This window comes from Nocardiopsis synnemataformans, assembly GCF_965343085.1.
Taxonomy (GTDB): domain Bacteria; phylum Actinomycetota; class Actinomycetes; order Streptosporangiales; family Streptosporangiaceae; genus Nocardiopsis; species Nocardiopsis alborubida.
Window position 1 is genome coordinate 14,373 of record NZ_CBDRFA010000037.1, and the last position, 12,070, is coordinate 26,442.

Here is a 12,070-nt window from a genome sequence, read left to right on the forward strand (position 1 = left end):
AGGGGGCCTGCCCATGCCGGAGTTCGATTTCCTCGACGGCCAGCCGTTCTGGATCGTCTACTTCACGCTGCTCGGCGTGGTCCTGTGCCGTGCCCAGGCCACGTACTGGATCGGCCGCGGCCTGGGCGCCGGGGTGACCCGCAGCCGGATGGGCGCCAGACTCGGCCCTCGGCTGGACGCCGCCCGGCGGCGCATCGACCGCTACGGCGCGCCCGTGGTCACCCTGAGCTTTTGCACCGTCGGCGTGCAGACCGCCGTCAACCTCGCCGCGGGCGCCATGCGCATGCGCTTCCCTCGCTACCTCGCCGCGATGTTCGTCGGCTCGCTGATCTGGGCGGGCCTGTGGGGCGTGGTCATCGGCGGCCTGGTGGGCACCTGGTTCTCCCTGTTCCTGGACTCGCCGTGGGCGGCCCTCGGCGTGGCCGCGCTGGCCGCGGCGGTCGTGGCCGCGATGGTGCTGCGATCCCGCCGCTCCCGCACCCCCGACGGAGCCTCCGAGGAGTCAGGGGGCCCCGCTGAGGGGGCCTCCGGCGCAGCCGAGGGCAGGAGCGCCGCCGAGGACGGCGCCGACACGCCCGGGAACGACGGTGCCGCCGACTCCCGCCGCGCCTCCGCGGGTTAGCGTCGGCGTGTCCCGCCGGTAGCGCCCCCCGCCCCTCGTTGCCCTAACCTTGGGCGATGTGAGCGAACAGCACCCCTACCCCTGGCCCGCCGCGTCCTCCACCGGGGTCGGGTCCTGGCCGGGAGAGGACCCCGACGAGGCGATGCGCACCGTCCTCGGCGAACTCCCCGACCTGCCGCACCTGCCCGAGCTGCCCGCGCGCGGCGTCGGCGCCGACATGGTCGGCCGCACCGGCGGCCTCCTGGTGGAGTTCCCCATGGAGGTCCAGCCCAGCGGCTGGCGGGTCGCCGACAGCCCCGGGCGCGACCTGGGCCGCGCGGCCAGCCTCATGTCCTACGACCTCGACGCCCTCACCGAGCACGCCCACGGCTTCACCGGCACCCTCAAGGTGCAGGTCGCCGGGCCGTGGACCCTGGCGGCGTCGGTCGAGCTGCGCAACGGGCAGCGCCTGGTCTCCGACCCGGGGGCCTGCCGCGACCTGGCCGAGTCCCATCTGGAGGGCGTCCTGGCGCACCTGGCCGAGGTCCGCAGGCGGGTCCCCGGCGCCCGGCTCCTCGTCCAGGTCGACGAGCCCTCCCTGCCCGCGGTCCTGCTGGGCGCCCTGCCCACCGCCAGCGGCTACGGCCGTCTGCCCGCCGTCGACCGGGTGCGCGTCGAGGCCGTTCTGCGCGTCCTCTTCACCGCGATCGCCGACACCGGGGCCGTCCCCGCCGCGCACTGCTGCGCCCCCGGCGTCCCCGTCGACCTGTTGCGCCGCAGCGGCGCCCGGGCGCTGAGCGTCAACGCCCTCCTCCTCACCCGCGACCACGACGAGACGGTCGGCACGGCCGTGGAGGCGGGCACCGGACTCCTGCTCGGCGTGGTCCCCTCCACCGACGACGCCGCGCCCGCGCGGGCCGCACGAATGTCGGACCCCGCCGCTACTGTCGATCCTGTTCGCGAGTTGTGGAACCGGCTGGGATTCTCCCCCGACCTGCTCTCCCGCGCGGTGGTCACCACGCCCACGTGCGGGCTGGCGGGCGCTTCGCCCGGCCACGCGAGGGCGGCCCTGAGCGCCTCCCGCGCCGGTGCCCGGGTCCTGCGGGACGAACCCCGAAGGTAGCGCCCGCAGCAGGCGAGCACGAGAGCGAGAAAGGTACCGAGTGAGCGCGCCCGACACCACCACCGACATCCCCGACGAGGTTCGCGCCCGGCACACCGAGCTGTGCCAGGAACTGGACGACCACAGTTACCGGTACTACCTGGGCACACCGGTGGTCTCCGACGCCGAGTACGACGCCCTCATGCGCGAGCTGGTCGGCATCGAGGACTCCTACCCCGCCCTGGCCACCCAGGACTCGCCCACGCAGAAGGTCGGCGCGCCCATCAGCGTCGACTTCGCCGCGGTCGAACACCTGGTGCGTATGGAGAGCCTGGGCAACGCCTTCGACGTCGACGAGCTCAACGCCTGGGCCGACCGGGCCAGCGCGGAGGTGCCCGTCAACGGCTACCTGTGCGAGCTCAAGATCGACGGCCTGGCCGTGGACCTGGTGTACGAGCGGGGCCGCCTCGTGCGCGCCGCCACCCGCGGCGACGGCCGCGTCGGCGAGGACATCACCCTCAACGTGCGCACCATCGGGGTCGTCCCCGAGCGCCTGGACGAGAGCGTGCGCCCCGCGCCCGAGCTGCTGGAGGTGCGCGGCGAGGTCTTCCTGCCGGTGGAGGACTTCGGAAAACTCAACGAGCGCATCACCGCCTCGGGCGAGCACACCCCCTTCGCCAACCCCCGCAACGCCGCCGCCGGGTCGCTGCGCCAGAAGGACCCCCGCGTCACCGCCACCCGGCCGCTGTCGATGATCGTGCACGGCGTGGGCGCCTATGTTCCCGCCGGGGGAAGTGAAAGCGGCGGGAACGGGGTGCGGGACGGCGGCGGGGACGTGGCCTTCACCAGCCAGTCGCAGGCCTACCGGCTGTTGGGGGAGTGGGGGCTGCCGCTCAGCGACCGCTACCGGGTCGTCACCACCATGGACGAGGTCCGCGAGTACGTGGGGTACTACGCGGCCCACCGCCACGAGCCCGCCTACGAGATCGACGGCATCGTCATCAAGGTCGACGATTTCGCCCTCCAGCGGCGCCTGGGCTCCACCAGCCGCGTCCCGCGCTGGGCGATCGCCTACAAGTACCCGCCCGAGGAGGTCACCACCCGCCTGCTCGACATCAAGGTGGGCGTGGGCCGCACCGGGCGCGTCACCCCCTACGGCGTCATGGAGCCGGTGGTCGTGGCCGGTTCCGAGGTCGAGTTCGCCACCCTGCACAACGCGCGCGAGGTCGAGCGCAAGGGCGTCCTCATCGGCGACACCGTCGTGCTGCGCAAGGCGGGCGACGTCATCCCCGAGATCGTCGCCCCGGTGCTCGACCGCCGCGACGGCACCGAGCGGGCCTTCGCCATGCCCGAGACCTGCCCCGAGTGCGGGACCACGCTCGGCCAGCAGAAGGAGGGCGACGTCGACCTGCGCTGCCCCAACGCCCGTTCCTGCCCCGGCCAGCTGCGCGAGCGCCTGTTCTTCGTGGCCAGCCGCAAGGCCCTGGACATCGAGGCGTTGGGCTACGTGGCCGCCACCGCACTCACCCAGCCGCTGGAGCCCGCCCAGCCGCCGATGCGCGACGAGGGCGACCTGTTCGACCTCACCGTCGACATGCTGCTGCCCATCCGCACCCACGTGCTCGACCCCGACACCACCGAGCCCAAGACCGATCCCAAGACCGGCGAACCCAAGGTGGTGTCCTTCTTCGCCAACAAGAAGGGCGAGCCCAAGAAGACGGTCGAGAAGCTCTTCGAGCAGCTGGAGGAGGCCAGGTCCAAGCCGCTGTGGCGGGTGCTGGTGGCGCTGTCCATCCGGCACGTGGGCCCGCGGGCGGCCGAGGACCTGGCCCGCCACTTCCGCTCCATGGACGCCATCCGCGCGGCCAGCGAGGAGGAGCTGGCGTCGGTCGACGGCGTCGGCCCGACCATCGCCGCCTCCATCCGCGAGTGGTTCGCGGTGGACTGGCACGCCGAGATCGTCCGCAAGTGGGCCGACGCCGGGGTGCGCATGGAGGACGAGGACGACGGGTCCAGGCCACGCCACCTGGAGGGGGTCACCGTCGTGGTGACCGGGTCCCTGGAGGGCTTCAGCCGCGACGGGGCCAAGGAGGCGATCGCCGAGCGCGGCGGCCGGGCCACGGCGTCGGTGTCCAAGAAGACCGGGTTCGTGGTGGTCGGCGACAGCCCCGGCTCCAAGTACGACAAGGCCGTCAAACTGGGGGTGCCGGTCCTGGACGAGGAGGGCTTCCGCGTCCTGCTGGAGGCCGGTCCCGACGCGGCCGCGGTCAAGCGCATCAACCCCGCGCCCGAGGAGCTCGGGGTCGAGGACGCCCCAGGGACCACCGGGCCCGAGGCCGAGACCGAGGCCGGGGCCGGGACTGGGCCCGAGGCGGACGCCGTCTCCGGAACAGCCGAAACGCGAGCAGCCGAAACCGCCGCCGATACCGAGACGGCGGAGGCTGTCAGGGGCGACACCTGAGGAAGGCGGACCGCAACCGCTGACCACGGCCGCGGGACCCGGGGCGTACCGGGCCCGCGGCCGTGTCGGACCCGCATACCTTTTTGGGGATCTCTCACCACACGCGGCCCCGCCTTGGTTAACTGATAGTTCCTGGCAAGCGACAGTTGGTGACGAAACCACGTAAGGTGGACGGTAACGCACAGGATGCGGGTGTATCCAAAACCAGGATTCGGTCATGAGGGGTGGCCGGGTGCTGGGAACCCCGAGCAGGAGCGGCGGCACCGTCCGGCGCCGCCGTACTCCGCGGCCCCCTCACAAGGACCAGGCATGAAGGATCCCAACAGCACACGGGACATCGGTCCCCGGGTCGGGACACCGCTCTGGCTGTACATGCTGGGCGCCACGGCCGCCGGGGCGGTCCTGCTGGTCGTCTCCGGCCTCGGGCTGGGGACGGGCGAGCTGCGCGCGCTCGCCGTCGAACCGCTCATCTGGGTTCTGCTGTGCATGATCGTCCTCGGCGAACTGCGCCCCCTCTCCCTCCCGGGCCAGGCACCCGGTGACGGCGTGCCCACCTCGCTGCCCTTCTCCCTCGCCCTCGTCATCCTCCACGGCCTGCCCGTGGCCGCCCTGGCCCAGGTCGCCGCCACCGCGGTCTCCGGGTTCGCGCGCGGCCACGCCCCCCACCGCATCGCCTTCAACGCCGCCCAGTACACGCTCTCGCTCGGCGTCGCCGACGCCGTCCTGCGCCTCCTACTGCCCGGAGCCGTCCAGGGCACGTGGCTGCCCGCCGCGGGCGAGCTCCTGGCCGTCGCCCTCGCCGGGGCGGGCTACTTCGCGGTCAACCGTGTCCTGGTCCTGTGCGCGGTGGCCATGCACGAACGCGTCCCCCTCCGGCAGGTCATGTCCAAGGGCCTGGCCCAGCAGGTGCACGTCAACGGCGTTCTGCTCAGCCTCGCCCCGCTCGTGGTCGTGGCCGCGACCCACTCGGTGCTCTACGTCCCGCTGTTCGCCCTCCCGCTCGGCGCGCTCTACACGAGCGCCATGCTGTCGGTCAAACGCGACCACCAGGCCAACCACGACGAGCTCACCGGCCTGGCCAACCGCAAGCTCCTCACCCTCCGCGCCCACGAGGAGATCGCCCACGCCCAGCAGCGCGGCGGCAGCGTCGGCCTGCTCCTGCTCGACCTCGACCGGTTCAAGGAGGTCAACGACACCCTGGGCCACCCCACCGGCGACCGCCTCCTCCAGACCGTCGCGCGCAGGCTCACCCACAGCGTCCGCCCCGGAGACCTCGTCTCCCGCCTGGGCGGGGACGAGTTCGCCGTCCTGCTGCCCCAGGTCCGCGACAGCGCCTCCGCGTGCGAGGTGGCCTTCCGGCTGCGCGGCGCCCTCGCCGAACCGGTCCGCCTGGACGGCATGGACTTCGACCTCCAGGCCAGCATCGGCATCGCCCTGCACCCCCACGACGCGCCCGACTTCGCGCTCCTCATGCAGCGCGCCGACGTGGCCATGTACGTCGCCAAGGCCGACCGCACCGGCGTGGAGTCCTACGACCCCGGCAAGGACCGCAACTCCACCGCCCGGCTCAGCCTGTACACCGAACTGCGCCGGGGCCTGTCCGAGGGCGCCCTGGAGATGCACTACCAGCCCAAGGTCGACCTGGGCGACGAACGCCCCATCGGCCTGGAGGCCCTGGCCCGCTGGCGCCACCCCAGCCGCGGACTGCTCGCCCCCGAGGAGTTCATGCCGGTCGTGGAGCAGTCCAACCTGCTGCGCGCCTTCACCGGCCAGGTCCTGGACATCACCCTGGCCCGCGCGGCCCGCTGGCACGCCGAGGGCCTCGACCTGCCCGTCGCCGTCAACCTCGGCGTGCGCGAACTGCTCGACCCCGCGCTGCCCGCCACCGTCGCCTCCGCGCTGCGCGAGCACGGCGTACCGGCCGACCGGCTGGTCCTGGAGATCGGCGAGCACGCGCTGATCACCGACACCGACGCCGCCACCGCGGCCGTCCGCCGCCTGCGCGACCTCGGCGTCGGCCTGTCCCTGGACGACTTCGGCACCGGCCACTTCACCCTCGCCCAGCTCGCCGGGCTGCCCCTGGACGAGGTCAAGATCCACGAGTCCTTCACCGCCCGCCTGGTGGACCGGTCCGACAACGGCCACACCGTCGTCCGCGCCGCCATCGCCCTGGTCAAGGCGCTGGGCATGCGCGCCACCGCCGAGGGCGTCCAGAACGCCGAGCTCGCCCGCGCCGCCCGCGACACCGGCTGCCACGCCGCCCAGGGCCACCACTTCTCCGCGCCGCTGACCGCGCGGGAGGTCGTCGACTGGGTCGCCGCCCACGACGGCGGGACCGCGGCGGGCACCCGCGTCTGACCGGGGAGCCGCCGAGCGGCGCGGGCCCCGTGGAACCCGTGCCGCCCGGCCGCCCGGCGTTCGCGGACCGACCGGCGCCGGGACCGGCACCGGAGCCATAGGATTGGTCCCGATAGTCCTTCCGCCGAAGAAACGGTTCGCATTCCATGACCGCCATCACCCGCGATGAGGTCGCGCACCTCGCCCGGTTGTCGCGGCTGGCGCTCGACGAGAGCGAGCTCGACACGCTCGCCGCCCAGCTCGGTGACATCCTGACCGCCGTGGCCAAGGTGCAGGAGGTCGCCCAGGGCGACATCCCGCCCAGCTCGCACGCCCTGCCGCTGACCAACGTCTACCGCCCCGACGAGGCCAGGCCCGGCCTCGCCCACGACCAGGCGCTGGCCGGCGCCCCGGCGGTGGAGAACCAGCGCTTCCGGGTTCCGCGGATCCTCGGAGAGGGTGAGTAGTGGTGAGCGACGTCATCAGCCTGACCGCCGCCGGACTCGGCGAGGCCATCCGGGAGGGAAGGGTGTCCTCGGAGGAGGCCACCACCGCCTACCTGGACCGGATCGAGTCCGTGGACGGCGAGATCAACGCCTTCCTGCACGTGCGCCGCGAGACCGCGCTGGAGCAGGCCCGCGCGGTGGACGCCCGCCGAGCCGCCGGTGAGGAGCTGGGCCCGCTCGCCGGTGTCCCGGTCGCCCACAAGGACGTGTTCACCACCAAGGACATGCCCACCACCGCCGCCTCGAAGATTCTCGAGGGCTGGCAGCCGCCCTACGACGCCACCGTCACCGCGCGCCTGCGCGAGGCCGGGCTGGTCATCTTGGGCAAGACCAACATGGACGAGTTCGCCATGGGATCCTCCACGGAGAACTCCGCCTACCAGGTCACCCGCAACCCGTGGGACACCGACCGCATCCCGGGCGGCTCCTCCGGCGGCTCCTCCGCGGCCGTGGCCGCGTTCGAGGCGCCCCTGGCCACCGGCACCGACACCGGCGGTTCCATCCGCCAGCCCGCCGCCGTGTGCGGTCTGGTCGGCGCCAAGCCCACCTACGGCGGCGCCTCCCGCTACGGGATGATCGCCTTCGCCTCCTCCCTGGACACCCCGGGCCCGTTCGCGCGCAACGTGCTCGACGCCGCCCTGCTCCACGAGGCCTTCTCCGGGCACGACCCGCGTGACTCCACCTCCATCGACGCCCCGGTCCCGCCGGTCGTGGACGCCGCCCGCCTGGGCGACGTCGACGGACTGCGCGTGGGCGTGGTCAGCGAGCTGGACAGCGACGGCTTCCAGCCGGGCGTGCGCCAGCGCTTCCACGAGACGCTGGAGCTGCTGGAGTCCCTCGGCGCGAAGATCGTGGAGCTCTCCTGCCCGAGCTTCGACGCCGCCCTGTCGGCGTACTACCTCATCGCGCCCAGCGAGTGCTCGTCCAACCTCGCCCGCTTCGACGCCATGCGCTACGGCCTGCGGGTGGGCGACGACGGCACGCGCAGCGCCGAGGAGGTCATGTCGCTGACCAGGGCCCAGGGCTTCGGCCCCGAGGTCAAGCGCCGCATCATGCTGGGCACCTACGCCCTGTCGAGCGGCTACTACGACGCCTACTACGGCAGCGCCCAGCAGGTGCGCACGCTGATCAAGCGCGACTTCGACGCCGCGTTCGAGAACGTGGACGTGCTGGTCTCGCCGACTACGCCGACCACGGCGTTCCCGATCGGCGAGCGCTCCGAGGACCCGATGGCCATGTACCTGGCCGACCTGTGCACGATCCCGTCCAACCTGGCCGGGAACGCGTCGCTGTCGGTGCCGTGCGGCCTGGCCCCGGAGGACGGCCTGCCCGTCGGCTTCCAGATCATGGCCCCGGCCTTGGCCGACGACCGCACCTACCGGGTCGCGGCGGCGGTCGAGCGCGCGCTGACCGAGCGCGACGGCGACCTGCTGGCCCGCAGCCCCTACGCGGTCGCCCGCTAGGAGCCAGCGGCCGCGACAGCGGCATCCGAGCGCCCGCCGTCCCCGGGGAGGGACGGCGGGCGCTTTGTCCACAGGCCTGAACCGGGTCTGGTGCGGCCTCTGCGCGCGGCTCTAACGTGGATATCGGGGGGTCCCCAAGGTCTCCTGGCTTCGTGCTGCCCTCGCCCGCTCCGGCGGTTGCCGTGGGCGCCAACGCCGTGGGCCCGCCCCGGAACTGTTCCGGGACGGGCCCACGGTCACGGCCGCCCCACGGCGGCCGGAGGGGAACTAACCCTCCAGGTCCTGGCTGTTGGCGGCCTTGCGCCTGCGGCTCAGGTAGAGGGCGCCGCCGCCCGCGCCGAGCGCGGCCACACCGGCGGCGACCAGGCCAGCGAGCGCGCCACCGGTCACCGGCAGGGTCGGCTCGTTCTGGTCGTCGGCGGGCTCGGACGGCTTGTCAGCGGGCTCGGAGGGCTCGTCGCTCGGGGTCGGCTCCGGGCTCTCGGGCTCGCTCGGCTCCTCGGAGGGCTCCTCGCTGGGCTCGTCGGTGGGGGGAGGCGTCTCGCCGCCGCCGGTCCAGTCGACCGAGGCCGAGGCGGAAACGGTGACCTCGCTGTCCTCGGCGGTGATCAGGGTCTGGGTCGGCTGGTGCTCCTCCTCGCCCTTGAACAGGCGGCCGGACTGCACGGTGGCCGTGGTCTCCAGGGAGAAGGAGGCGGTGCCCTCCGCCGCGCCCTCCGGAACGGCCATGCCGACGGTGTCACCGTTGTTGACCCTGCTGACGGGCTGGCCGGTCTCCAGGTTGATCAGCTCGACCTCGACACCCTCGGGGGCCTGGACGCTGACCTCGATGCCGTCCTCGTCGCTGGTCTCGACGAGGAACTCACCGATCGTCTCGCCAGGGCTGCCGGAGGCCTCGCTCGGGGTGATGCTGAGCGTGGGCTCGGGCTCCTGCTCCAGCTCCACGGCCTCGTCCACCAGGTAGTCGTAGACCGCCTTGACGCCGTTCGGGTCGTTCGCGGTCACATCGGAACCGTTGCTGAAGTGCCAGATGGCCGCCTGGGTGGCGGCGATCGCCTGCTCGTCACCGAAGTGGCGGGCGTTACCCCGGTTCAGCCCCGCGTTCTCGGCGAGCTGGGCGGCGCTGATGGTCGGGTAGCTGTTCTGGAGGATCCAGTGCACCTTGCCCGGCTCTGCGAAGTCGCCCTTGCCCGGGTAGTTCGCCCAGTCGTCCTCCAGGTACCAGGCGTTGTCCTTGATCTTGGTCTCAAGGTCGATGCAGTAGGCGGTGAGGACGGTGCCGTCCTCCAGACGGAGGTCGAAGAGGCTCGTGCTCTCCATCTCGGTCTTGATCTCACCGCCCTGCTCACGGTCGACCCGTACGTCCGCGCCGGACGCGGCGGTGGCGGGGTACTGGGCGCGGACGGAGCCCTCGTAGGTCTCCACGGGGTCGGCGGAGGCCGGGGCGGCGAGCCCGAAGGCGAGGAGCGCGGCGGCGGAGGCGGCGAGAGTCGCGCGCCCGATGGATTGGGGGAGGGACACGTACGTCACGTCTTTTCCTGTGGGGATGTCACGGTGCCAACCGAGCCGTTCGCCATGACCGTTCGCCGTGCGGCGGACGGTGGCGGTCGGCTGTCGGGGGTGGCCAGGTCAACAGCGGTGTGCGGAGTGCCACGGAAGGGGCGGGGGACCGTCCGGCCGAGGGGACCTCTCCGGCGCGGTCGGTTGCGGGGACGGGCCCGGACCCGAGCCCGGGCCACAGCGGAAAGCTGTTAGCGCCCGTCCGATATTAGCGATATGTCCTGTCCCCTCCAACCCCGTGTCGCCGGGGCCGCGTATCGGGCCCGAAGAGGGCCGAGGGGCGTGCACAGAGAGGACGCCGAGTTCCCGTTCCGGGTTGTCCACAGGCGGGAACCGGATCTGGTGCGGCGTGTTCGCGCAGGTCTAATGTGGATAGCGGGGGTCCCCAGGGGCTCCGGCTCTGTGCTGCCCCGGGCCCGCACACCCCCTCCGCCGCCCGTTCCGCCTTCTCAGAAGGACCGCCGCGCGGCCAGCCGGGCCCCTTCGCGCACGACATGAATTCCCGGAGAACACGTGGCCCCGCCCCGCACGACCGGACGGCTGTCCGCCTCGGACGTCCGGGTTTCCGCCCGCCCCCGTACAGCTCCGCTCGCGTCCACACAGCGGACCGGCCGTATCCGTACGGTCGGACTGCTCGTCCTCGCACGGCTCCGCCCGCATCCGCACGGCGGACCGGCTCCGGTCGGCCGGTCCGCCGTGCGGGCCCCGGACCAAGGCCCCCAGGCTCCCGGCCCCAAGCCCGGCAGGGCCCGCTACGACGCGGCGGCCTGGGCGATGGACTGGGCGTGCCCCCGGAGGTTCTGCCAGGCGATCCACTTGACCACACGGTTGGCGATGACCCGGTGCTTCAGGCCGTTGCGCCAGGCCCGGCGCAGGCGCAGCCTGGAGCGGTCCCCCAGCGGTTCGATGAGGATTCGCAGTGCGCGACCGCTGTCCTCCTGCGTCCAGACAACCTCAAGGCCGGGGACGCTGTGCGTGATCGATTCCCTGACCGCCTCTTCCGTGAGGCTGTTGGTCAGCTCCACGGCACCGTCGTCGAGCTGCCGCGACGAAACGGAGGCCGGGTCCCACTCGCCCCGGCGCTCCGGGTCGCTGACCAGTTCCCAGACCCGTTCGGGCGACACGGGCACCTCAAGGTCGTAGTTCGTGTACTCCCAGCCCTCGGGCGGCTGGTCGGAGGCGTCGGCGCCGTCCGCCGAGGACGGCTTCGGAGGCTGCGGTCTCTCCGCCAGCTCGCCGAGGTCGCGGCGGATCTTGTCGGTGTCCGCGCCCAGCCGGTCCAGCACTCGCCGCACCCGGCCGCCCTCGTCGTCGATCAGCGCCGCGAGCAGGGCCGCGTCGCCCCCGGCCAACGGGATGTCGTACTCGAGTTCCTCCAGACGGGGAGTGAACCGAAGCCACCCCTTCGGATCCTCGCCGGACGGAGCCGGTACGGGTACGTCGACCCCCAGCAGGGCGAGGTCCTCGCGGAGGATCTCGTCGATCGCCGAGCGCGCTTCGGTCAGGCCCACCCCGGAGTCCATGAGCAGACGGGCACCCGGACCGCCGGTGACCAGCACTCCCAACAGCAGGTGCTCGAAGCCGACTTCGGCGTGGCCCGCGCGGGCGGCCTCGCGGCTCGCGGCCCCAGAGGTCGCGATCCGGTCGAAGCCCCTGTTGATCAGGCCCTGTTTCGCCGACGGGTTCGTCATCGTTGACCTCTCTTGCTTTCGGTTGCATCGACGTGGCTCAGCCGTTTTCCGTACTTCTTGTGGACGGCCTGACGGGTCACCCCGAGCGCGGCGGCTATGGAGCTCCACGACTCACCCGACCGCAGTGCCTGTTCGACCTGCCGCAGCTCCAGGGAGTCGACCACCGCGCGCAACGAGGCGACGGCGCGCAGTCCCTGCACGGGGGTCGAGGTGTCCGAGGCGGTGGCCGCCAGCTGTACCGCATCCATGGGTGTCAACCTAGGTTGCGCGCTCTCTCGTTGTCAACCTGGGTTGCGCGACTTCTGTTGTCAGCCTGGGGTGCGCGCGTGTCAGCGCACACCCGCGCGGC

General features: G+C 72.7%; 9 protein-coding genes. 6 read left to right on the top strand and 3 right to left on the bottom strand.

Going from position 1 to position 12,070, the window contains the following annotated elements; translation table 11 throughout:
* Nucleotides 1–13 precede the first annotated feature (13 nt).
* From ACSIH6_RS21220 to gatA, 6 genes are all read left to right on the top strand, one after another.
* Nucleotides 14–622 (top strand): DedA family protein, encoded by a 609-nt coding sequence (locus ACSIH6_RS21220; RefSeq protein WP_435110054.1) that lies wholly within the window; start codon nucleotides 14–16, stop codon nucleotides 620–622.
* Between the two features lie 58 nt (nucleotides 623–680).
* Nucleotides 681–1,724 (top strand): methionine synthase, encoded by a 1,044-nt coding sequence (locus ACSIH6_RS21225; protein ID WP_435110055.1) that lies wholly within the window; start codon nucleotides 681–683, stop codon nucleotides 1,722–1,724.
* Between the two features lie 40 nt (nucleotides 1,725–1,764).
* On the top strand, nucleotides 1,765–4,164 hold the full coding sequence (ligA, locus tag ACSIH6_RS21230) for an NAD-dependent DNA ligase LigA (protein ID WP_435110056.1): 2,400 nt from the start codon (nucleotides 1,765–1,767) through the stop codon (nucleotides 4,162–4,164).
* Nucleotides 4,165–4,473: 309 nt separating this feature from the next.
* Nucleotides 4,474–6,522, top strand: a complete 2,049-nt coding sequence (locus ACSIH6_RS21235; protein WP_435110057.1) for a putative bifunctional diguanylate cyclase/phosphodiesterase — start codon at nucleotides 4,474–4,476, stop codon at nucleotides 6,520–6,522.
* A 146-nt stretch (nucleotides 6,523–6,668) separates the two neighbouring features.
* The gene (gene gatC / locus ACSIH6_RS21240; RefSeq protein WP_017566322.1) at nucleotides 6,669–6,968 is read left to right on the top strand and encodes an Asp-tRNA(Asn)/Glu-tRNA(Gln) amidotransferase subunit GatC; all 300 of its coding nucleotides are present in this window, start codon (nucleotides 6,669–6,671) and stop codon (nucleotides 6,966–6,968) included.
* A gap of 2 nt (nucleotides 6,969–6,970) precedes the next feature.
* Nucleotides 6,971–8,470 carry an Asp-tRNA(Asn)/Glu-tRNA(Gln) amidotransferase subunit GatA gene (gene gatA, locus ACSIH6_RS21245; protein ID WP_435110058.1) on the top strand — a complete coding sequence of 500 codons (1,500 nt, stop codon included), beginning with the start codon at nucleotides 6,971–6,973 and terminating at the stop codon, nucleotides 8,468–8,470.
* 267 nt (nucleotides 8,471–8,737) lie between these two features.
* Here the strand turns inward: gatA and ACSIH6_RS21250 are convergent, their stop codons facing one another.
* From ACSIH6_RS21250 to ACSIH6_RS21260, 3 genes are all read right to left on the bottom strand, one after another.
* Nucleotides 8,738–10,000 carry a thioester domain-containing protein gene (locus ACSIH6_RS21250; protein ID WP_435110059.1) on the bottom strand — a complete coding sequence of 421 codons (1,263 nt, stop codon included), beginning with the start codon at nucleotides 9,998–10,000 and terminating at the stop codon, nucleotides 8,738–8,740.
* Between the two features lie 782 nt (nucleotides 10,001–10,782).
* Nucleotides 10,783–11,721, bottom strand: a complete 939-nt coding sequence (locus ACSIH6_RS21255) for a Clp protease N-terminal domain-containing protein (protein ID WP_435110060.1) — start codon at nucleotides 11,719–11,721, stop codon at nucleotides 10,783–10,785.
* Nucleotides 11,718–11,969, bottom strand: coding sequence for a hypothetical protein (locus tag ACSIH6_RS21260; RefSeq protein ID WP_150252797.1), 252 nt, complete (start codon nucleotides 11,967–11,969; stop codon nucleotides 11,718–11,720). The genes ACSIH6_RS21255 and ACSIH6_RS21260 overlap by 4 nt, the downstream gene beginning before the upstream one ends.
* Nucleotides 11,970–12,070: the final 101 nt, after the last annotated feature.

Excerpts from the sequence above, each read along its gene's own strand:
- ACSIH6_RS21220 (WP_435110054.1), top strand. The coding sequence starts at position 14 with ATGCCGGAGTTCGATTTCCTCGACGGCCAGCCGTTCTGGATCGTCTAC.
- ACSIH6_RS21235 (WP_435110057.1), top strand. The coding sequence starts at position 4,474 with ATGAAGGATCCCAACAGCACACGGGACATCGGTCCCCGGGTCGGGACA.
- gatC (WP_017566322.1), top strand. The coding sequence starts at position 6,669 with ATGACCGCCATCACCCGCGATGAGGTCGCGCACCTCGCCCGGTTGTCG.
- ACSIH6_RS21255 (WP_435110060.1), bottom strand. The coding sequence starts at position 11,721 with ATGACGAACCCGTCGGCGAAACAGGGCCTGATCAACAGGGGCTTCGAC.
- ACSIH6_RS21260 (WP_150252797.1), bottom strand. The coding sequence starts at position 11,969 with ATGGATGCGGTACAGCTGGCGGCCACCGCCTCGGACACCTCGACCCCC.